The 21,264-nt window shown below is 40.4% G+C and carries 20 protein-coding genes; 12 read left to right on the top strand and 8 right to left on the bottom strand.

What is annotated here, in order from left to right:
* Positions 1-48: 48 nt before the first annotated feature.
* The 6 genes from MTF67_RS10425 to MTF67_RS10400 form a co-directional block, all read right to left on the bottom strand.
* Positions 49-492, bottom strand: a complete 444-nt coding sequence (locus MTF67_RS10425; protein ID WP_008126367.1) for a PA2169 family four-helix-bundle protein — start codon at positions 490-492, stop codon at positions 49-51.
* 175 nt (positions 493-667) lie between these two features.
* On the bottom strand, positions 668-1,606 hold the full coding sequence (locus MTF67_RS10420) for a LysR family transcriptional regulator (RefSeq protein WP_006794660.1): 939 nt from the start codon (positions 1,604-1,606) through the stop codon (positions 668-670).
* A gap of 16 nt (positions 1,607-1,622) precedes the next feature.
* Positions 1,623-3,341, bottom strand: a complete 1,719-nt coding sequence (gene aceK, locus MTF67_RS10415; protein WP_058429091.1) for a bifunctional isocitrate dehydrogenase kinase/phosphatase — start codon at positions 3,339-3,341, stop codon at positions 1,623-1,625.
* 141 nt (positions 3,342-3,482) lie between these two features.
* A complete protein-coding gene (locus MTF67_RS10410; protein ID WP_248519480.1) occupies positions 3,483-3,968 on the bottom strand; it encodes a DUF4124 domain-containing protein in 486 nt (161 codons plus the stop codon).
* Positions 3,969-4,063: 95 nt separating this feature from the next.
* Positions 4,064-5,557, bottom strand: a complete 1,494-nt coding sequence (locus MTF67_RS10405) for a DUF3413 domain-containing protein (RefSeq protein WP_248519479.1) — start codon at positions 5,555-5,557, stop codon at positions 4,064-4,066.
* A gap of 4 nt (positions 5,558-5,561) precedes the next feature.
* Positions 5,562-5,774 (bottom strand): DUF1414 domain-containing protein, encoded by a 213-nt coding sequence (locus tag MTF67_RS10400; RefSeq protein WP_006794656.1) that lies wholly within the window; start codon positions 5,772-5,774, stop codon positions 5,562-5,564.
* A 62-nt stretch (positions 5,775-5,836) separates the two neighbouring features.
* Here MTF67_RS10400 and yejK point away from each other — a divergent pair, with 62 nt between their 5' ends.
* Positions 5,837-6,853, top strand: a complete 1,017-nt coding sequence (yejK, locus tag MTF67_RS10395) for a nucleoid-associated protein YejK (protein WP_006794655.1) — start codon at positions 5,837-5,839, stop codon at positions 6,851-6,853.
* 805 nt (positions 6,854-7,658) lie between these two features.
* Here the strand turns inward: yejK and rne are convergent.
* A complete protein-coding gene (gene rne / locus MTF67_RS10390; RefSeq protein ID WP_248519478.1) occupies positions 7,659-10,763 on the bottom strand; it encodes a ribonuclease E in 3,105 nt (1,034 codons plus the stop codon).
* A gap of 778 nt (positions 10,764-11,541) precedes the next feature.
* Between rne and rluC the strand changes: the two genes are divergently transcribed.
* Entirely contained in the window at positions 11,542-12,504 is a 963-nt protein-coding gene (gene rluC / locus MTF67_RS10385; RefSeq protein WP_039037885.1) for a 23S rRNA pseudouridine(955/2504/2580) synthase RluC, read from the top strand.
* A 3-nt stretch (positions 12,505-12,507) separates the two neighbouring features.
* Positions 12,508-13,158: an HAD-IA family hydrolase gene (locus tag MTF67_RS10380; RefSeq protein ID WP_248519477.1), complete on the top strand. Its 651-nt coding sequence runs from the start codon at positions 12,508-12,510 to the stop codon at positions 13,156-13,158.
* 15 nt (positions 13,159-13,173) lie between these two features.
* Here MTF67_RS10380 and MTF67_RS10375 read toward each other — a convergent pair whose 3' ends face one another.
* Entirely contained in the window at positions 13,174-13,770 is a 597-nt protein-coding gene (locus tag MTF67_RS10375) for a Maf family protein (RefSeq protein ID WP_248519476.1), read from the bottom strand.
* A 131-nt stretch (positions 13,771-13,901) separates the two neighbouring features.
* On the opposite strand from MTF67_RS10375, the gene yceD reads away from it, so the two are divergent.
* From yceD to mltG, 9 genes are all read left to right on the top strand, one after another.
* The gene (gene yceD / locus MTF67_RS10370) at positions 13,902-14,426 is read left to right on the top strand and encodes a 23S rRNA accumulation protein YceD (protein ID WP_008126337.1); all 525 of its coding nucleotides are present in this window, start codon (positions 13,902-13,904) and stop codon (positions 14,424-14,426) included.
* Positions 14,427-14,436: 10 nt separating this feature from the next.
* Positions 14,437-14,607, top strand: coding sequence for a 50S ribosomal protein L32 (rpmF, locus tag MTF67_RS10365; protein ID WP_004587686.1), 171 nt, complete (start codon positions 14,437-14,439; stop codon positions 14,605-14,607).
* A 12-nt stretch (positions 14,608-14,619) separates the two neighbouring features.
* Positions 14,620-15,660, top strand: coding sequence for a phosphate acyltransferase PlsX (gene plsX / locus MTF67_RS10360; protein WP_010557311.1), 1,041 nt, complete (start codon positions 14,620-14,622; stop codon positions 15,658-15,660).
* Positions 15,661-15,713: 53 nt separating this feature from the next.
* On the top strand, positions 15,714-16,640 hold the full coding sequence (fabD, locus tag MTF67_RS10355) for an ACP S-malonyltransferase (RefSeq protein ID WP_248519475.1): 927 nt from the start codon (positions 15,714-15,716) through the stop codon (positions 16,638-16,640).
* A gap of 10 nt (positions 16,641-16,650) precedes the next feature.
* Complete coding sequence (gene fabG, locus MTF67_RS10350; RefSeq protein ID WP_006792305.1) at positions 16,651-17,397, top strand: 3-oxoacyl-ACP reductase FabG; 747 nt, start codon at positions 16,651-16,653, stop codon at positions 17,395-17,397.
* Positions 17,398-17,646: 249 nt separating this feature from the next.
* On the top strand, positions 17,647-17,883 hold the full coding sequence (gene acpP / locus MTF67_RS10345; protein WP_006792304.1) for an acyl carrier protein: 237 nt from the start codon (positions 17,647-17,649) through the stop codon (positions 17,881-17,883).
* Positions 17,884-18,159: 276 nt separating this feature from the next.
* The gene (gene fabF / locus MTF67_RS10340; protein ID WP_058429082.1) at positions 18,160-19,398 is read left to right on the top strand and encodes a beta-ketoacyl-ACP synthase II; all 1,239 of its coding nucleotides are present in this window, start codon (positions 18,160-18,162) and stop codon (positions 19,396-19,398) included.
* 59 nt (positions 19,399-19,457) lie between these two features.
* Positions 19,458-20,276 (top strand): aminodeoxychorismate lyase, encoded by an 819-nt coding sequence (gene pabC / locus MTF67_RS10335; RefSeq protein ID WP_248519474.1) that lies wholly within the window; start codon positions 19,458-19,460, stop codon positions 20,274-20,276.
* Positions 20,276-21,262 (top strand): endolytic transglycosylase MltG, encoded by a 987-nt coding sequence (gene mltG, locus MTF67_RS10330; RefSeq protein WP_248519473.1) that lies wholly within the window; start codon positions 20,276-20,278, stop codon positions 21,260-21,262. Before pabC ends, mltG begins: the two co-directional genes overlap by 1 nt.
* The last annotated feature ends 2 nt before the right edge of the window (positions 21,263-21,264 follow it).

Raw genomic sequence — 21,264 nt, 5'->3', positions numbered from 1 at the left:
TTGTATGGGGAATAATTTACTGAATAGCTAAAATACAATTCAGGTTATTTAGCTTTTTTGCATACGGCTCATTTCAGCATGACAGCTTTGCATTGTAAGAAGTGTTGCAGCAAGCGCGGCTTCACAATCTGCGGGTTGTGGCTTATCCATCGCTTCTTTAATTTCTGCTAGTGTTTTGTCTTCAACTTCTTCCAGCTCGCTTACATACGTGCTGTCGTTGTTTGAGCCAAATGTAGTAAGAAGTGCGGTGTATGCTCTGCGCGCTTCTACAGCAAATGAAGAGCCTTCCTCTCGCTCACCTTGCTCGTTAATAGCATAGGGTTGCAGGCGTTCAACGCTGACTCTGCGTGCGTCAATCATGCGCTGGAATAATGCTCCGATAGCAGGGTCTTTTATATTTTCTTGTGCTTTTTGGTAAAAATCGATACCGCTGTTCATTACTTGAATGATGTCTGAAATATGATTAGCGTCTGTTCCTTGAAGGGTGTTCATAATGACCTCTTTAATGTTATGAATGAAACTTATCATAACTAAAGCAAGGGCCATTCCATTTTAAAAAGGTAATTTAAGTTGCTGATATTTATATTTATATTTTGCTTATTAAAAATGGCTAGGCGAAAATACAATATTACGCCTAGCAAATCTTACAAATAACCGTGTAATAAGTTTATTTTAGCTCATCAGCGACTTCAGCTACTTTTTGGCGAAGCCAAATATGGCTTGCATCCCTGTGTAGCAGTGGGCTCCAGATCATATCTAACTCAAAAGGAGGAATAGGAAATGGTGGCTCTAAAATTTTAAGGCCGGCATCGTCTAAATAAATATTTGCGGCCTTTGATGGCAAAGTGGCCACTAAATTTTGCTCTTTTGCCAAGTGAATGGCTACATGGTAATTACGTGTAAATGTGGCAATATTTCGGTGTTTCCCAAAGTGAGCAAGTGCTTCATCAACCCAACCTAGCTTTTGCACATCTTTAGGGTCCATACCAACACCCACACCAAACCCCGTTTTACTCACCCATATATGGCGCGCTTTAAGATAGCTATCAAGGCTGAAGTTTTCAATAATTGGGTTGTCTGCTTTTACAAGGCAGCAAAAGCTGTCTTTCCATATACGTTTGTGGTGAAACGATTGTGGCAGATTTTCAAAGCGGTTGATTGCCATATCTACTTTACCATTTTCAACATCATGAAAGGTCACGTCACTTGGCGTAAGTATATCTAACGTTGTATCTGGGGCTTCTTCGTGCAGTTTGCTCAGTAGTTTTGGTGCAAGTGTGCTTGCTGCATAGTCACTGGCCATTATCCTAAATACACGTTTACTTTGGCTGGCTTCAAACTCTCTATTTGGTGCGAGTGTTTCTTCAAGTGTCATAAGTATGCCACGAATGACTGGCTGTAACTCTATGGCACGCTCTGTTGGTACCATACCATCGCTGGTTCGAACTAAAATAGGATCATTAAAAAGGTTTCGAAGGCGCTTTAGGCCGTTACTCATGGCCGGTTGAGTAATGCTAAGTTGATTTGCTGCGCGTGTAACGTTGCACTCTCGAAGTAGCGTATCGAGGTATACAAGTAAATTTAAATCTATTTTGCTTATATTCATGTGTGTGTCCTTGCGCTTACCAGTGATGGATAAAACGCTGTGCTGTCGGGTACGGGTAAATATGATTTATTAGGCCATTTTTTATATTTTGTTGGGCCTGCTTCCAAAAGTTAACATCAATCAGTTCAGGGTGTGTGCTTATTAAAAACTGTTTGTATGTTGGATTGGGTGTTACAAATGTGCAAAGTTGCTCCGGAAAAACGTCTTGCGGGGCAACAGAGTAAGTTTGTTCATCCATTAAGTAATCATCGTAACTTTTCGCTTTAGGTAAAGCTCTAAAGTTCATGTCTGTTAAATATTGTACTTCGTCGTAATCATAAAAAATAATGCGCTTATGTTTACTTACGCCAAAGTTTTTCAATAGCATATCACCAGGAAAAATATTAACCGCTATCATTTCTTTTAATGCTTGGCCGTATTCCTCTATTGCATCTGCAGCGCTTTCGTCGTCAGCATTTTCCAAAAATAAGTTTAGTGGCGTCATACGGCGCTCAATATACAAATGTTTTATGATCAGCCAATCACCTTCAATGACCATCGACGAGCCAATCGTTTTGTGCAGTTGCTCAAGTAAATTACTATCAAAGCGCGCCAAAGGGAATACGACGTTTGAATATTCTATTGTATCGGCCATTCTCCCAACTCGGTCATGGCTTTTTACGAGTTGATACCTTTTCAAAACTGTATCGCGGCCAAATGGTTTACTCTCACCAAATTTGTCTTTAATGACTTTAAATACATAACCAAAAGAAGGCAGGGTAAACACCATCATCACCATACCTGGAGTACCAGGTGCAATGGTAAACTCGTCATTCGAATGCGTTAAATGATTTAAAAATTCTCGATAAAACTCGGTTTTTCCCTGCTTGTGAAAGCCTATAGCGTTATAGAGTTCAGCCATAGTTTTATTGGGCATAAGCTCATTTAAAAAGCGTACCAGCGCAGAAGGTGCATGGGTTTCAACCATAAAGTAAGCGCGGGCAAAACCAAAAATAACACGCATCTGTGATGATTTAGTGAGTAGGGCATCTAAATATAAGCCTTTATCTTCGTGATGAAGAACAGCAATTATAAACGGCTGAACACCACTTTCAGACACAACCCGTCCCACTATGTAAGCAGCTTTATTGCGATAAAACGCGGTATGTAAAATATCAAAGCGCATTTTCCAGGGTTGATGATGAGTGTCAGGGGCTTGCTTATAAAATGCTTTTACTAGCAGACGAATATCGCGTTCTAAATCAACAAAAGGTGCTTTAAAGTCAAAGTGGTTAATAATGCGTTTAATTGTGGGTTTAAGACCATCAACAACCGGAAAGTAACTTCGGTATTCTGATTCAACAGGAACCGATGGCGCATCTTTTAGGGTGGCTTGTACAAATATAAAATCGTTATGAAAATAGCGTCTGTGGTAAAGCCTGCAAAACACCGAATTATAAAATGTTTCAGCAAGTTCAGCCTGAGGGTGAAAGCACAAGAACTCTTGGTATAGCTTTTTAACCTCAAGCCAAAGGGTTTCGTCAAGTTCGTACGAAGGATGGTCTTGCTTTAAGGTATGTATTGTTTCGTTAACACGCTCATCGTAATAACTAATACGTAAACGGCTAATATCATTAATTGCTTGCCAGTCTTGTTTGGCAAAGGCGAGGGGCGCTTGAGCGGTTATTTTTTGAAAAAGCTGATAGTGCTTTTTAAAGCCAGTTAAAATTAATTCAGCAATACTACGTGGCTGCATTAGCACTCCTTAATTGACACTAGAGTTTATACTCTATTTTGTTAAGGGTATGTTATTTTAAGTTTAAAACCAAGCTAAATTAATTAGGGCTAAATTAATCGATAAACTAAAAGTACAAATTGTAAGTTAAGTAATATGTTTCTAATTACTTTTTTTGTAACGTTCGATTTTTTTCTCAAGTTTTTTAATTCGTTTGGTGATTGTAGATACTTCTTTTTTATATTCTTTATTTATTAGCTTCAGTTTTTTTGTAATGTCTTTTGCAATTCGCTTTTTATCGTCGTCAGCCAGAATATGATTTAGGCGTTCCTTTTGCTTGTATTCATTACGTTGTTTGTTTCTGTCGAGAATAGCAAGCTTATGGTTATTACTACGTAGCTCTGCCTCTAAGCCTTTTAAAAGTTGTTCTCGTTCAAGTGCGTTTAATTGTTTTGAATAACCAACATCAGGCCCTGACTCTGTCACATTAGCGGTAGTCACTTTATAAGCTGTTGCTTGGTTATCACAGGGGAACTGAGAAAAGGTTGTGCCTTTTTCGGTCACGCATTTGTAGTAGGTAGTTGCGTTGCTATGTGTACTCAATAAAAGAGTACCAAGCACAATAAAAAGGTAAGTAGGTTTAGTCATAATAGCCATCCATGAACGTATGTTTTTTAAGCAATTAACGTGTTATAAAACTATAACCTAGCTTGGCATTATCGCAAGCTAGGTTAACATCATGACTATTCAGAGAAGGTTTTTAGCTTTTTAATACTTTGTACTAAAAATGGGATATCTAAGCGTTGTTCAATAGAAAACCCCTCAGCGGCAGAAATATTTTTAAAGTTACCATCTGAGTCTATTAAAGTGATTCGATCTTTTTTATATGCAATTACAACACCTTGGCTGTAGTTAACACCCATGTCGTCTTTCTTCTTGTATAAATTTACACCGAGCATTGTTTGCTTAGCAAGGGCGCTACAATTTAAGTATTTGCCAACGCTTGTTGTAATTAAATCGCTAGGTTGGATAAGCCCATTTACTTCAGCAATGTTTTTATCAGAAGTATATAAGGTTGATGTAGTGACTACTTCAGCGTTATCGCTTGCTAAACTAAAGGCAAAAATATGCGAATTGTTACGTGGCGCTTGCTCGGCAGCACCATTAATAACTCTAATGGTATTATTGGTATGAGCTTGATCATTAATAAAGCTAAGGCTATCAATACCCATAACTTCAATACTACGTCGCTGGCTTTGCCATGCAGGCAGTATTTGTTCTTGTAAAATAGCGGCTTTGTAAAATGAAGGTAAACCATACACTAAACCAAACAGCGTATCGTCATGGTTAGTAGGCTGTAAAAACAGTTCTGTTTTATGAAGCTCTTTGTGGTTATTTGCAAACTCAACTAGTTGTGCATCAGTTTCAAATACAAATATGTCTACATTAGCCTGAGTAAAGTCATCACACTTTACCAGTGGAGCCGGTGGCTGATAATTAATATTTTGGTTATTAATTTTTACGCTATGAGCTTGGTTATAAGTTTCTATATCTAGTAAATCGTTTTTAGCCAATAAGCTTTTCGCAGTGGTTGGGTATGAAAGCGGCAACACATTGTCTTGCTTGGTAATATCAAATTTTAAGTTAGCGTCTGCCCAAATATGAATGCTGTGGCTAAAAGCAAAACAGACCACTAAAAACGAAATTGCATAGCGTGCAAATTTAAACTGTTTTAAGCGTGCTAAATGGTGCCAAGTATAATTGCTTACCACTAATTGAAAACCTAAAATCAATAGTACAATACCGCCCGCAAGAAACGTAGTAAGCGCTGGAGAAGTGGTTAAGCGGTTCCAAAGTAAGGAAATAATTTCAGGCAGGGCTGAAGGGTTTAAATGATAACCCAAGTTAACATATACATAGGCGTCTAACGTTAATAAAGACGCGCCACAGGTTGCAATAACAGCGGCCATGCCACGAATATGGCGTGGGTAAGGAAACACTAAACTTAAAGGAAATACCGTCAGCACAAACGCCAAAAAGGCAATAAAGCTAGTATGGCTAAGCCATGTTACTAGCATGTATGTAATGCCCATAAAGCTTGTTGGTGGCGAGTCAGCAAATAAATAGCTTAAGCTAATTAGTAGCGCTAAACCTATGTTGGCGAAGGTAAACCAATGCCCCCAACTTAGCAACTGACTTGCTTTTGATGAAAACTGATTGTGCTGCGATAAATTCATGCGTTTATTTAACCGACTGTGAAAGTGCTTTTGCAAAGTTCTCAGTTACAGCTTGTCTTTTCCCTGTTGGTACATGCTCTTTTAGGATATGCGTGATAGAATTTCCTAAACACATAAGACTTAAATCAACCGGTGCTTTGTGTTGAGTTAGCACATCAATAAGCTGGTCGACGATTTGTTCTACTTCTTCATTAGAGTATTTTGATAAGATTGGCATCAGTTGGTTCAATAAAATAGTTATATTCCCGTATTTTAACACTTGAGGCGTGAAAAACAAAGATGACAACAGACGTTAAAAAATTAGTCGTTCATTATGTAGACAAAAAAGATGACGATACGCAAATTCACCTTCGCAACGACGAAATGATCATTAATGATAAAGTGGCTGTTTTTATCGAACAATTACACCATGCATTCACGGGCAAGCCAGGTAAAGGTTACTGTGCGTTTAGTGGTGAGAAAAACAGTATTGTTGCGTCATCTATGCAAAGTTACCGAAATAACGAGCTGGGCTTTTGGCATTTAACTGAGCAAGCATCTACCGTATTAAAAGAAGAGCTAGATAAATACGCATTTAACGAAACAGGCTATTTGGTATTTTGTCATTACCAGTACGTGGCTACGGATTACATGTTAATTGCCATGATTAATATTAAAGAGCATTACTCAATGACCTCTGAGCTTGATTTAGCAGCATCGCGTCATCTTGATATTTCTCGTATGCAGTTAGCAGCGCGTATAGACTTAACTGCTTGGGATACACAGCCTGAGGATAATCGTTATATTTCGTTTATCAAAGGCAGAGCAGGGCGAAAAGTTGCTGACTTTTTCTTAGACTTTTTAGGCTGTGAAGAAGGTGTTGATCCTAAACAACAAAGCCAAGTTATGCTAAATGCAGTAGAAGATTACCTATCTGAGCAGCAGTTTGATAAATCAGAAAAAGACGATTTGCGTAAGCAGGTTTTTGATTACTGTAACGATTGTGTAACGACCGGTGAAGAAGCAAGCGTAACTGAACTATCAGCGGCTATTTCAAAAGGCGATGACAGTCCGTTTGACAGCTTTTGCAAGGACCAAAGTTACGATTTAGAAGAAACGTTCCCAGTCGATAAAAAAACCGTGACCAGTATGGTTAAATTTTCAGGATTAGGCGGCGGTGTGAGTGTAAGCTTTGAGCGCAAGCATTTAGGTGAGCGTGTAACCTACAACGAAGCAACAGATACGTTAGTAATTAAAGGTATTCCACCAAACCTTAAAGATCAACTGCAACGCTTTATGGAAAGTGAAGGCGAATAAGCCAAGCATTCCCACAATAAAGAGATTTAAAGCGTGATATTTATATCGCGCTTTTTTATTGCCTGTTACGCCAATAGTTAATTTAAAGCTAGCGAGCAGACCTTTTAAACCTGCTATGCCACTGTTTAGTAGTTACTTGTAAACGTTGAGCTTGCTCACGTTAGAAGCGCAGCTTCTTGTTACTTATAATTTAAAAATTACCGCCGAGGTATTTTGCTAAACCTTAAAGATCTTATTTGCACAAAGAGAAGAGAATGAGGAGCAAATGAGCAGAAAAACAAATTTAAGCCGTATTTTCACTTCTCTAAAAGCGCAGCGTCTCTTAACCTCTTTGTGAATATTTGTTTTCAAAATAAAAACCCGTTGCTTAAAAGCCAGTAAGCAGTCCGTTTAAAGGCGCTATGCTTAAGTGTAAGTTGATTTTGTAAACGTCGAGCTTGCTCACTTGTGAAGCGTAGCTTCAAGCCTTAAAGATCTTAATTGCACAAAGAGAAGAGAATGAGGAGCAAATGAGTAGACAAACAAATTTAAGCCGTATTTTCACTTCTCTAAAAGCGCAGCGTCTCTTAATCTCTTTGTGAATATGTGTTTTTCAGAATAATAATCTGGTGTTCAAAAGCCAGCGAGTACTCCGTTTAAACGTGCTATGTAACTGTTTAATATTTACTTGTAGACGTAGAGCTTGCTCACGTTAGAAGCGCAGCTTCTTGTTACTGTATTTTGTTCTAAGTGAAAGCATTACTGATTTAAAACAAAAAAGCCCCGCTATTTAAAATAGCGGGGCTTTTAAATTAAGCGTTATTTACTAATCAGCGCTTAACGTTTTTGTCATTGCAGAACTTGCACGACCAGCAGGTTTAATTGAACCTGGGCGTAAACCACTATCAGGGATAAGTTCACGTTTATCGTGAGCCATAGCCACTGGTACATGTTTTACTTCACTATCTGCTGCTGGAGCAGGTTGTGCCATTGGCGCACTTGCGTGTCCTTTAGTGATCACTGTTTTAGAATTTAAAGTTGCCTCAGCCGCTTTTTCAACTACTGGTGCTTCTTTAACTTCCACAGGCGTCTCTGTAGTTTCAACCGGTACCACTTCAGCTTCTAAAGCTGGTTCTTCAGCTTTAACTGGCTCTTCAGCTTTAACTGGTTCTTCAGTTTGTACTGGTTCTTCAGCTTGCACTGGTTCTTCAGTTTGCACTGGTTCTTCAGTTTGTACTGGTTCTTCAGTTTGCACTGGCTCTTCAGCTTTAACTGGTTCTTCAGCTTTTACTGGTTCTTCAGCTTTCACTGGCTCTTCAGCTTTAACTGGTTCTTCAGTCTGAACTGGTTCTTCAGCTTTTACTTGCTCTTGAGCAACTTCAACTTTAGCTAAATCTTCAACAGCAACTGCTTGTTCAACCTGTTCAGAAGCGTCAACAGCCGTTTCTTCCGATTTTGCCTTAAGTTCTGCTTCGTACTCTGCAGCAGCTTGGTCAGCAACCGGTACAAAAGCAGGGGCTTCATCAGATTTAGCTTCAGCACTTTCACCTTCAGGACGGCGACGACGCTGACCTGATGCACGAAGATGGCGAGGAGAACGACGCGAACGTGTACGCGTTTGCTCTTCTTCAGTTGCTACAGTTTCATCTTTCGACTCAACAGTCTGTACTTTTTCTTCTTTTACAGGTGCTGGCTTTTCAGCGGCTACTGGCTTTTCTTGAACTTCAGGCTTTGCTTGAACCTGCGGCTTTTCTTCTACTGCAGCTGTTTCAACAGGAGTTTGTTCAGTTGCTTGTAGTTGCTCAGCATTTTCGTCTTGAATACGTACTTTCTTACGAACGTTACGACGTTGACGACGAACCTTAGGCTTATGCTCTTTAGGTGCTTCTGCAGCATTCGTATCAGCATTTGCTTTTGCAGGCGCATCTGCCGCTTTAGTTTGATCTTTATCTGCTTTGTGCTCAGGGCGCTTACGAGAGTTAGAATTACGACGACGCTTGTTGCGGTTTTCGTTCTTCTCTTGGTTCTCGTTTGCTACCGGTGAATTAGTTTTTGTTTCTACTTCATCAGTATTGCGTTCTGTGCGTTGTTTAGAGCGTGGGTTATTACGACGACGTTGATTGTTATTACGACGGCGGTTATCGTTTCCACGACGTTTATTATTACGTGCTTCTTCTTGCTGCTTTTCAACGGCTTCTTTTTTCTGCTCAGGTGTTTCGCTAGCAAAAATAGATTTAAACCAGTTAGCAAGTGCAGTAAATAATCCCGCTTCTTCTTTAGCGGCTACCGCTGCAGGTTTAGCTGCTAGAGCCGGCGCTGCTTGTGGAGCAGGGCTTGAAGGCATAACAACACCTTTTAGCATAGGCTCTTCACGAACAGGTGCTGCAGGCGATTTTGACATTTCAAACGCTTCTGGTTCAGGCGCAACAACTTGCTCGTAACTTACTGTTTCAAGTGTTTCGTCTTTACGTAAGCGCATTACTTCGTAGTGTGGTGTTTCCATGTGTTGATTAGGAATAATCACTACATCACACTTGTGATGCTTTTCAATACGGTGAACACTACGGCGTTGTTCGTTTAACAAGTAGGCGGCAACAGCAACAGGTACTTGTGCATTTACTTGAGAAGTGTTGTCTTTAATTGCTTCTTCTTCAATTAAGCGAAGGATAGACAGAGCAATAGACTCGTTAGAACGAACCGTACCTTGGCCACTACAACGAGGACACACACCTTGGCTTGCTTCACCTAATGAAGGGCGTAGGCGCTGACGCGACATTTCAAGTAAACCAAAGCGAGAAATTTTACCAATTTGTACACGAGCACGATCTGGGCGCGCAGCGTCTTTTAAGCGGTTTTCTACTTCACGCTGGTGACGTGGCGGTGTCATATCGATGAAATCTATAACAATCAAACCACCTAAGTCGCGTAAACGTAATTGGCGTGCAATTTCGTCAGCTGCTTCAAGGTTAGTATTAAGTGCTGTTTCTTCAATATCGCCGCCTTTTGTAGCTTTAGACGAGTTGATATCGATAGACGTAAGTGCCTCAGTAGGGTCAATAACAATTGAACCGCCTGATGGTAAACGCACTTCACGTTGGAACGCAGACTCAATTTGGCTTTCAATTTGGTAATGCGTAAATAACGGTGTGTCGCCTTGGTAAAGCTTAACGCGGCTCATAAAGTCAGGACGAAAACGCTCAATGTGCGCTTTAGCTTCTTCAAAAACACGTGGCTTATCAATTAAAATTTCGCCAATATCACGACGTAAATAATCACGAATCGCACGGAAAATTACGTTGCTTTCTTGGTGAATTAAAAACGGCGCTTTAGCACTGTCGGCAGCTTGTCTAATAGCTTCCCAGTGAACTAATAACGCTTTCAAATCGTAATTTAATTCTTCAAACGATTTACCAACACCCGCAGTACGCACAATTAAGCCCATACCTTTAGGTAGTTCTAAACGGCTGAGTGCTTCTTTAAGTTCGGTACGCTCATCACCTTCAATACGGCGAGAAATACCGCCAGCACGAGGGTTATTAGGCATAAGTACCAAGTAACTACCAGCAACACTAATAAAAGTTGTTAACGCTGCGCCTTTTTGGCCACGTTCTTCTTTATCAACTTGAATTATTACTTCTTGACCTTCTTTGATCACGTCACGAATATTCGGACGACCATTAAAGGTGTAACCAGCAGGGAAGTAAGTGCGGGCAATTTCTTTTAAAGGAAGGAAACCATGACGATCAGCACCGTAATCAACAAATGCTGCTTCTAAAGATGGTTCAATGCGTGTGATTTTGCCTTTATAAATATTGGCTTTTTTCTGTTCGTGACCTGGGCTTTCTATATCTAAATCATATAGGCGCTGGCCATCAACCAGTGCTACGCGCATTTCTTCTTGCTGCGTTGCATTGATTAGCATACGTTTCATATTGTTACTCTATTAAATTATGTCGCTGACATGACGATGTTTTCTCGCCTGTTCAGTTGTTCCTATTTTTAGAATGTGCAGCCTCACGACTGGGTCTTTAACGGAACGGCTCTGTATTTTCGTAAGCAGTATTTTTTAAATGCTGGCAAACAATAGCGTACTAAACGCTATTAAATTCTTAATGGTGTTAAAACTGTCGGCTTTTCAGCTACGTCTACAAGTTTTACCCAGAAGTCGGCCTGTCATATCAATCTTATTAAATGTCATTCATATTAGGCGCGTAGGGCTCATTAAGTGGGTGAGCAATACAGTGTGATGTATCGCTAAATCCTGGTTTAAGAGCAAAATTCGCTGCCGATGTTAATGAATACTTATTTATTAGATTTTTTTAGTTCTAAATAAGCTGCTTTACGGTACTACAATAATTGAGCAGTTGCTGAACGGCGCTTTTTACGCCGTCACTATCAGACAAATTATCTGTTCATTGCTTTTTCAATCGCATTAAAAACCACTTCATGTTCAAACTTAACCTGCAATATATTACGCGCATTGCTGTTAGTTGACCGCACGTGTTTACTAGGTATGTATAAAAGCTTTGGAAAACTTAACTCGGATCTGTATGATCGGCTACCCAGAATGTGCATCACGAATGTTTTAATGTGTTAAGTTAAAAAGCACCGTTGTTATTTGCAAATACTAAATATTTGCGCTGCTGATTATCCCACTATTATAACAGTGTTAGCAACTAAATTATTTTACTTAAATCAGTGATTAGGCAATGTCAGAAAAAACCGGCTTACAAGTATCTTTTGTCACAATCAACGAAGACCATTTAGGTCAGCGAATTGATAACTTTCTTATTACCCATTTAAAAGGGGTGCCTAAAAGCGCAATCTACAAAATTCTTCGTAAAGGCGAGGTGCGTGTAAATAAAAAGCGTATTAAGCCAGTATATAAATTACAGTTAGACGACATCATTCGTATCCCACCTATAAAAGTGGCAGAGCGCGAAGAGTTTGTGCCTTCAAAACTAGATAAAGTAACGCGCCTTGAAGACGATATTTTATTTGAAGACAAATACCTCATTGTTATAAATAAACCATCAGGCATGGCTGTTCATGGCGGCAGTGGTTTAAGTTATGGCTTAATAGAAGCGCTGCGCGTACTTCGCCCAGAAGAGCGCAACCTTGAGCTAGTACACAGGCTTGACCGCGATACATCGGGGTGTCTACTAATTTCAAAACGCCGCTCAGTTTTAACATCGTTACACGAGCAACTTCGTGAAAAAACCATGGAAAAAAACTATTGGGCGTTAGTTGATGGCCAGTGGGATGGTAAAACTAAAAACGTAACCGAAGGCCTGCGCAAAAACACGCTTAAATCGGGCGAGCGCGTTGTTCGCGTAGACAATGTTGAAGGCAAGCCGTCGCATACTCGTTTTAAAGTACTAGAGCGTTTTAACGAATGTTCACTTGTACAAGCGTCGCCGGTGACAGGGCGAACACACCAAATTCGTGTACACACCCAATGCAAAGGGCATCCAATTGCATGCGACGATAAATACGGTGACCAAGCGTTTGACGCAGGAATGCGCAAAGTAGGTTTAAATCGCTTATTTTTACACGCGCACGATTTAAGTTTTTATCACCCTAAAAACGAAACCACTATGCGTGTAGAAGCACCCCTTGATAAAGCCCTTAGCAGTTGCTTATTAAAGTTACGCGCAGCTAAAGAGTCTTAATGTATGGCCAGTAATCAATACAAATTAGTTATTTTTGATTGGGACGGCACCATCATGGACTCAATTGGCAAAATAGTTAACTGTATTAAATGCAGTGCACAATCTTTAAATATTGCACCGCCAAGCGACACCGCAATAAAAAATATTATTGGGCTGTCGCTTGAAAAGGCAATGGAGGTACTATTCCCCAGTCACCCAACAAAGCAAACCGCACTAATTAATGCATACAAGGCACATTATAAAGTTGACCCAACACCTACACCTGTATTTGATGATGTAGCAAACGTCCTCAATGCCCTTAAACAAAACGGGGCAGTACTTGCTATTGCAACAGGTAAAGGAAGAGACGGCTTAGAACGATTATTAGATCAAAGCCAGCTGAGGCATTTTTTTAGTGCCACCCGCACAAGTGACGACGCACAGTCTAAACCCTCACCCGATATGCTTTATCAATTATTAGCGGAGCTTGGCGTAAGTGCCAACGAAGCTGTAATGATAGGTGATACACAAATTGATATGGCAATGGGTAGGGCAGCAAACATGGACCGAATAGGCGTTACTATGGGTGTACACAATGCACAGCAATTAAGTGAGTATGACCCAATTGCAACAGTCGATAGCTACCAACAGTTGCAACAGGTATTAATAGGCTAACACTTAAAGCAAGCGTTATTTGGTTTGAAGGCTCAACACATCAACATTAAACTCAGCTAATAATTGGCTGAGTTTAATGAGTGGCAATCCAATTAAACTATTGGGATCGTCACCGCTTAGTTTTTCAAATAAACAAATGCCGAGTCCTTCACTTTTAAAGCTACCAGCACAATTATAAGGCTGTTCTGCATCGCAGTAAGCGCTAATTTGTGCTGTAGTGAGTGTTTTAAAAGTCACATTAAATGGTTCAACAAGGCTTTTACTTTGCCCACTTTGAATATCAAAAACACATAATCCGGTTAAAAAAGTAACTGTTTGGCCACTAAACAGGCTCAATTGCTTTACGGCGTTTTCTTTAGTGTGCGGCTTACCTAAAATTTGGTCATTAAACACAGCCACTTGATCAGAACCAATAACTAAACCTTCGTTAAAATGTTTAGTAGCTTCAGTAGCTTTAAGTTCACTTAAACGCTTAACTAACTCATTGGGTGTTTCGTTTTCAAGTGCTGATTCGTCAACATCGGGTGAAAAGGCTTTAAACGGTAAATTAAATTTTTGTAATAAAGACTGCCTAAAAGGCGAGCTTGAGGCTAAAATAAGCGAGTGCTTCATGAATGGTTTTCCTAAGATAAATCAGATTGAGTTAGGATAAATCAGATCCGTGAGTAAAACACGTGAAAAACCTAGTAAAAATGGTTTTTTACTTTGACTAACAAACTAACTATCTATATGATGCAGCCCCTATGCAAAAGGTAAAAATTCCCTTCACTCTTCATCCTGGGAAAGCAGCGCAACACCGTTTATCATACGATGGTATTGTACCGCTTGAAAAACTGACTCGTTTACGAGGTGTTGTACAGGAAGAAGTAGGTGAAATAGCGGTAAAAATTCAGTGCAAAAACGATGAGCAAGGTTTAGTTGTGATTAGCGGCAATTTGTCCACACACGTTACTGTAACTTGTCAACGTTGTAATGATGATTTAGGGTTGGATTTGGATCAAGACTTTATGTATTCGCCAATTGGTTTGGATGCTGAGTCGGATGATCTTCCAGAAGACTACGATGAAGTAGCGCTTGATGAAAACGGTGAAATTAACGTGTTTGAGTTAATCGAAGACGAATTAATTTTAGCGGTGCCATTAGTGCCTACACACAACGAAGCTTCGTGCAATTACTCGTCAAAGCCTGCCAGCTTTGGTGTGTTAAAAGCGGAAGATGATAAACCAAATCCATTTGATATTTTGAAACAACTTAAGAAAGATTCTTAGGAGAAGACTAATGGCTGTACAAAAAAGCAAAAAGTCTCGTGCAAGACGCGGCATGCGCCGTTCACACGATGCGATCAACGGTCCAACTTTAACAGTTGACCAAACTTCAGGTGAGACTCATCGTCGTCACCATGTAACTGCTGACGGTTACTACAAAGGCGTTCAAGTAATTTCTAACTAAGAGATTGCTTTGATGCTGAATAATCTAACCATAGCGTTAGATATGATGGGGGGCGATTACGGCCCCCGTTCATCTATTCCTGCTGCTGTTAGTGCAGTAAACGCTCACGCCAACCTTACACTTATACTGTGTGGTAACGAGCAAGTTATATCTAAAGAACTCGAATCCCTCGATTCTTTATCTCACCCAAGACTCATAATTCGTCATTGCAGTGAAATAGTCACTAATGCCTGCGAACCTGCTGTTGCTGTTCGTTCAAAAAAAGATTCTTCAATGCGCGTTGCCCTTGATTTAGTTAAATCAGGCGAGGCTCAAGCATGCGTAAGTTCAGGTAATACTGGCGCGTTATTTTTTATGGCGCATTACGTATTAAAAATGTTGCCTGGTGTAAAACGTCCCGCACTTATTTCATCTGTACCAACAGAGCGTAAAAACCCAGTGTATTTACTCGACTTAGGCGCAAACGTACATTGCGATAGCGAAATACTCTACCAATTTGGTCTAATGGGCTCAGTGGTTGCTGGCCAAGCTCTTGGTTGTGATAACCCGCGCGTAAGTTTGTTAAACATTGGTGCCGAAGACATAAAAGGCCACGACGACATAAAACACGCTGCGCAATTAATGCAGCAAAGCCCACATATAAATTATATTGGTTACAGTGAAGGTAGCGATATTTTTACAGGTAAGGCTGACGTTATCGTATGCGAAGGGTTTGTTGGCAACGTTGCCCTTAAAACCTGTGAAGGCATAGCCAAACTTATCATGAATAAGTTCTCAAAAGCCCTCGAAAAACACCTTATATATAAATGTATGGCGTTTATCCTTAGCCCAATCATAAAAAAACTCTATAAAAGGGTGAACCCCGACCAGTATAACGGTGCTTCTCTGGTAGGATTGCGCGGTATTGTCGTTAAAAGCCATGGAAACGCCTCAGCTAAGGCATTTCAAGCAGCAATCGATGAAGCGGTAAAAGAAGTTGAACGCCAACTTCCCACTAAAATAGCCGCTATTTTCGAAAAAACACATTCTAAAGACACGGTGGCCAATCAGTAAATTGATGTGCCGTGTATTTCATTATTTATTTGTTTAATTAAAAAGAGCAAAGTATGGCACAAAAAATTGCACTTCTATTCCCAGGTCAAGGTTCGCAAAGCGTAGGTATGTTACAAGCGCTTTTAGAAACCTCCGACATTGTAAAATCAACGTTTGCAGAAGCATCAACCGCATTGGGATACGACTTAGCAGCGTTAGTTCTTAACGGTCCAGAAGAAAAACTAAACGAAACCCACCGAACTCAACCTGCATTATTAACCGCAAGCGTTGCGATTTATCGCGACTGGTTAGCTAAAAACCCAGACGCCGATGTTGTCATGGCAGGACATAGCTTAGGTGAATATTCAGCATTGGTATGCAGTAACGTAATCAGTTTAAGCGAAGCTGTAAAATTAGTAGAAAACCGTGGCTTGTACATGCAAGAAGCCGTACCAGCAGGTGTGGGATCGATGGCGGCTATTATTGGTTTAGGCGATGACGAAATTAAAGCGGCGTGTGCAGCATCGGCGCAAGGCGAAGTTGTATCGCCAGTTAACTACAATTCACCGGGTCAAGTTGTAATAGCCGGGCATAAAGCGGCGGTAGATAGAGCCTCAGTAGCCTGTAAAGAAGCGGGCGCAAAACGCGCATTACCGCTATCGGTTAGTGTGCCTTCGCATTGCGAACTGATGAAGCCGGCAGCAGAAAAACTGGCGAATGATTTAGCCGCTTTAACATTTAATACACCTAAGTGTGATGTAATTAATAATGTAGATGTAAAAGCAGAAAGTTCAGCTGACGCGATTAAAGATGCACTTGTGCGTCAATTATACAGTCCAGTACGCTGGACAGAAACAGTGCAAGCTATAGTGGCGCAAGGTGTAACGCAGAGCTACGAATTTGGTCCGGGTAAAGTATTAACAGGCCTGGCAAAACGAATTGATAAAGCAATGGTATGTGGCTCAGTAAACGACGCCGCTTCAATTGATACAGCTAAATAAGAGTAAAAAAATGTCTAACTTATTTTCTTTAGAGGGCAAAGTTGTCCTAATTACAGGCGCAAGCCGTGGTATTGGTAAAGCAATTGCAACTATGCTGGTTGCACAAGGCGCAAAAGTAGCGGGTACAGCAACAAGCGAGTCGGGTGCGGCTAACATTAGTGACTATTTAGGTGATAACGGTAAAGGTTATGCATTAAACGTCACCGATCCTGCTTCAATTGAGGCTACTTTGGCAGCAATAAAAGCCGACTTAGGTGATATTGACGTACTAGTAAATAACGCAGGTATAACGCGCGACAATTTACTTATGCGAATGAAAGAAGCCGAGTGGGACGATATTATCGACACCAACCTAAGCTCTATTTTCCGTTTATCTAAGGCAGTGTTACGCCCAATGATGAAGAAAAAGAACGGCCGTATCATTAATATTGGTTCGGTAGTAGGGACTATGGGTAATGCAGGGCAAGCTAACTATGCTGCGGCTAAAGCGGGTGTTATTGGTTTTTCTAAATCATTAGCACGTGAAGTTGCCTCGCGCGGGATTACAGTGAACGTAATTGCACCGGGTTTTATCCAAACAGATATGACCAACGAGCTAACCGATGACCAAAAAGCAGCCACTTTAGCTAATGTGCCAGCGGGTCGTTTAGGTCAACCTGACGAAATTGCAGCTGCAGTGTGTTATTTAGCATCTGACGCGGCTGCGTATGTATCAGGCGAAACTTTGCATGTAAATGGCGCGATGTATATGGTTTAATAACCATGTAGCCATTACAAGAGTAGAATTAAGTTGGCATAATTCACTAAAAAACATTGAATTATTTGTGAACTTGCTTTAAACATACTTGAAATTGCTATTAAAATAAGCGATAACAGGGAAAACACACACTCAGAGGTTTGACCAGACAATTATTTACGGTCAAATCATTGAATCAGAGAATTATGCGGCGTAAACTACCCCGCAATCTGAAAATAACGCATTGGCGTTTTAATAAAGGAAAGAAGAATGAGCGATATCCAAGAACGCGTAAAAAAAATTATCATTGAACAACTAGGTGTTAAAGAAGAAGAAGTTAAAAACGAATCTTCTTTCGTAGATGACCTAGGTGCAGATTCTCTTGATACTGTAGAACTAGTAATGGCTCTTGAAGAAGAGTTTGACACTGAGATCCCAGACGAAGAAGCTGAAAAGATCACTACAGTTCAAAGCGCAATCGATTACGTAACAGCTCACGCTGAGTAATCAATTGTATATTAAAGGCAGCATTCGCTGCCTTTAATCTATGTATCCAAACCACCTCAAAGTTCATGATTCAAAAATCAAACCTTAACTCCCCAAATTTAACTAACATTAATTTTGTTTGCGTTATGTGTTGTCAAACAAGTTTGAGACTCGCACTTTGAGGTTGCTTGGGTATGATGATCCCCTTGTGAATCTAATTGGATTAAAAAACCATTTAAAAATTAAAATGGTTAAAATTTTAATAAAATTATAAATATCCCTTATTGGAGGCAAACCGTGGCTAAACGTCGTGTCGTCGTAACTGGCTTAGGAATGTTGACGCCGCTAGGCAATGATGTTCAATCAACCTGGCAAGGCTTATTAGATGCTAAAAGTGGTATACAAACAATAACACACTTTGACACATCAAAATTTGGAACAAAGTTCGCTGGTTTAATCAACGACTTTGATGCATCGGCTTATATGCCACCAAAAGATGCAAAAAAAATGGATTTATTTATCCAATATGGTTTAGCAGCGGGTGTTCAAGCCTTTAAAGATTCAGGTCTAGAAATCACAGAAGAAAACGCAACGCGCATTGGTGTTGCTGTTGGTTCTGGTATTGGCGGCCTAACGCTAATTGAAGAAAACCACGTTAAGTTACTTAACAGTGGCCCACGTAAGCTATCTCCATTTTATGTGCCTTCTACCATTATTAATATGATCTCGGGTCATTTATCAATAATGTACGGTCTACGTGGCCCTAATATTTCAATTGTAACTGCGTGTACGACAGGTTTACATAACATTGGCCATGCAGCACGTATGATTGCCTACGGCGATGCCGACGCTATGGTTGCTGGCGGTGCCGAAAAAGCGTGTACACCTATTGGTATGGGTGGCTTTAACGCAGCACGCGCATTATCAACACGTAACGACGACCCACAAGCAGCGTCGCGCCCGTGGGATAAAGACCGTGACGGTTTTGTACTTTCTGATGGTGCGGGTGTTGTAGTTGTTGAAGAATACGAACACGCAAAAGCACGTGGCGCAAACATTTATGCCGAGCTAGTTGGTTTTGGTATGAGTGGCGATGCATTCCACATGACATCCCCTCCAGAAGACGGCGCAGGTGCTGCCCTTGCAATGGAAAACGCATTAAAAGATGCGCAAGTAAATGCAGAGCAAGTAGGTTACATAAACGCTCACGGTACGTCGACCAACGCTGGCGATAAAGCCGAAACTGCTGCAGTTAAATCTATTTTTGGTGATGCTGCAAAAGACGTAATGGTTGGCTCGTCTAAATCGATGATGGGTCACTTACTGGGGGCAGCGGGCTCAGTTGAATCAATCGTGTCGATATTGTCGCTAAAAGATCAAAAAGTGTCGCCTACAATCAACCTTGATAACCCAGATGAAGGCTGTGACCTAGATTACATTGCGCATACAGCACGCGATGCAAAACTAGATTACTCACTGTGTAACTCATTTGGCTTTGGTGGTACTAATGGCTCGTTGCTATTTAAAAAGGTATAATCTTTTTTAACAACGAACCACTTTATAAGAGCTCAGTTGTTTAACTGGGCTTTTTTTATATGCAAAAAATAATAAATAATACGCAAACAATCATAAATGCCAGCCAATCAAACGCCGTTAGCATAACCGACAGAGGCTTAAACTATGGCGATGGTTTTTTTACAACAGCAAAAATTGTAAACGGGCAAGTTGAATATTGGCACCATCACAAAGCCCGCTTAGCTGAATGTGCTGAGCGTTTAGCCTTTCCTGAACTCGACTTTAGCCATTTAGAGCAACATATACACAATCAAGTAAAACAAAAGCAAACGGGCGTGTTAAAAATACTCGTAACACGCGGTGAAGGCGGGCGTGGATATAACTTACCAAGCGAATGTAATTTAACAATTATAGTAAGCGTGCTTGAATACCCTGCAAACTACAATACACTTGCAGAGCAGGGGGTTAGCCTTGAAATAAGCCCAATTAAATTAGCGGCGCAGCCTTTACTTGCGGGGCTAAAAACCCTAAATAGGTTAGAGCAAGTACTCATTAAAAAAGCCATGCAAACGCAAAATTGCGAAGACGTACTTGTGCTCGACTACAACAACCAGGTAATTGAAGCCTCAGCAGCTAATATATTTGCCATTAAACACGGTAAAGTATTTACACCAAAGCTCAATGAATGCGGTATAAAGGGCGTTTATCTGCAAGCGTTATGTGATAAATTAGTGGTTGAGTTTAAACACATTACAGTAAACGATTTAATCAAGGCCGATGCTGTATTTGTATGCAACAGTTTAATGCATGCAGTACCTGTTAAACGCATAGAGCAGCAGTGCTTTAATGTAGCGCACAGCAACGCATTGCTAACTAAATTATTAGCCAAGGAGGCTTAGTGTTAAAAGTTATTTTATCAGTCGCTTTTTTAGCGATTATTAGCACAGCTATTGGCTATCAGCAATTGCAGGCAACCCTACAAAGCTCGTTAAATATAAGCGAAAGCACACAATTTGAGGTAAAAAAGGGCACCGGTTTTAATAAATTATGCCAGCAATGGCAAGCAAAAAACTGGGTTGAAAGCTGTTGGCGTTACCAAGTTATTGCAAAGCTCGACCCCACACTAACCGATTTAAAAGCCGGGCTTTACGAGCTTTCAAATACCAGTGTTATTAATAACATAAAAAAAATAAACCAAGGTCAACAAATCAGCTTTAGCTTTACCATTATTGAAGGCCAAGCGCTGCGCGATGTATTAGCAAATATTAAAAATGCGCCTAATTTAAATAACGATCTAAAGTTAGACGAGTTAGGTAAGCAAATTATAAATGAAGAAACATTGTTAGAAGGCTGGTTATTTCCAGATACTTACCACTACCAGCATAACGATACCGCAAGCAGTGTATTAAAACGCGCCGCACAAACCATGCAACAAACACTAAGCGATGCATGGCAAAAACGCGCTAACAATTTACCTTACAGCACCGCGTACGAGGCACTAATAATGGCTTCAATTATTGAAAAAGAAACCGCAGTAGCCAGCGAGCGCCCGTTAATTGCCTCGGTTTTTGTTAATCGGTTAAACACCAAAATGCGCCTACAAACCGATCCAACCGTAATATACGGCCTGGGTGAAAACTTTGACGGCGATATTAAATACAAAGATTTACGCAATCATACGCCATACAATACCTACCGTATTGATGGATTACCGCCAACGCCAATAGCTATGCCATCAAAAGAAGCTATTTTGGCTGCGGTAAACCCGCCACAAAGCGACTATGTTTACTTTGTAGCAAAAGGCGATGGCAGCCACCAATTTTCTACCACGTTAAAACAACATAACGCGGCAGTTAAAACCTATATTTTAAATAAAAAGAATTAACG

The sequence above is a fragment of the Pseudoalteromonas sp. 2CM32C genome (assembly GCF_023161925.1).
GTDB classification, from domain to species: Bacteria; Pseudomonadota; Gammaproteobacteria; order Enterobacterales; family Alteromonadaceae; genus Pseudoalteromonas; species Pseudoalteromonas marina.
Note: the sequence above shows the minus strand (reverse complement) of the source record. Positions and strands in the feature narration are given on the sequence as shown.

Coding starts and splice junctions, on each gene's coding strand:
- MTF67_RS10425 (WP_008126367.1), bottom strand. CDS start 492: ATGAACACCCTTCAAGGAACAGACGCTAATCATATTTCAGACATCATT.
- MTF67_RS10420 (WP_006794660.1), bottom strand. CDS start 1,606: ATGAATATAAGCAAAATAGATTTAAATTTACTTGTATACCTCGATACG.
- aceK (WP_058429091.1), bottom strand. CDS start 3,341: ATGCAGCCACGTAGTATTGCTGAATTAATTTTAACTGGCTTTAAAAAG.
- MTF67_RS10410 (WP_248519480.1), bottom strand. CDS start 3,968: ATGACTAAACCTACTTACCTTTTTATTGTGCTTGGTACTCTTTTATTG.
- MTF67_RS10405 (WP_248519479.1), bottom strand. CDS start 5,557: ATGAATTTATCGCAGCACAATCAGTTTTCATCAAAAGCAAGTCAGTTG.
- MTF67_RS10400 (WP_006794656.1), bottom strand. CDS start 5,774: ATGCCAATCTTATCAAAATACTCTAATGAAGAAGTAGAACAAATCGTC.
- yejK (WP_006794655.1), top strand. CDS start 5,837: ATGACAACAGACGTTAAAAAATTAGTCGTTCATTATGTAGACAAAAAA.
- rne (WP_248519478.1), bottom strand. CDS start 10,763: ATGAAACGTATGCTAATCAATGCAACGCAGCAAGAAGAAATGCGCGTA.
- rluC (WP_039037885.1), top strand. CDS start 11,542: ATGTCAGAAAAAACCGGCTTACAAGTATCTTTTGTCACAATCAACGAA.
- MTF67_RS10380 (WP_248519477.1), top strand. CDS start 12,508: ATGGCCAGTAATCAATACAAATTAGTTATTTTTGATTGGGACGGCACC.
- MTF67_RS10375 (WP_248519476.1), bottom strand. CDS start 13,770: ATGAAGCACTCGCTTATTTTAGCCTCAAGCTCGCCTTTTAGGCAGTCT.
- yceD (WP_008126337.1), top strand. CDS start 13,902: ATGCAAAAGGTAAAAATTCCCTTCACTCTTCATCCTGGGAAAGCAGCG.
- rpmF (WP_004587686.1), top strand. CDS start 14,437: ATGGCTGTACAAAAAAGCAAAAAGTCTCGTGCAAGACGCGGCATGCGC.
- plsX (WP_010557311.1), top strand. CDS start 14,620: ATGCTGAATAATCTAACCATAGCGTTAGATATGATGGGGGGCGATTAC.
- fabD (WP_248519475.1), top strand. CDS start 15,714: ATGGCACAAAAAATTGCACTTCTATTCCCAGGTCAAGGTTCGCAAAGC.
- fabG (WP_006792305.1), top strand. CDS start 16,651: ATGTCTAACTTATTTTCTTTAGAGGGCAAAGTTGTCCTAATTACAGGC.
- acpP (WP_006792304.1), top strand. CDS start 17,647: ATGAGCGATATCCAAGAACGCGTAAAAAAAATTATCATTGAACAACTA.
- pabC (WP_248519474.1), top strand. CDS start 19,458: ATGCAAAAAATAATAAATAATACGCAAACAATCATAAATGCCAGCCAA.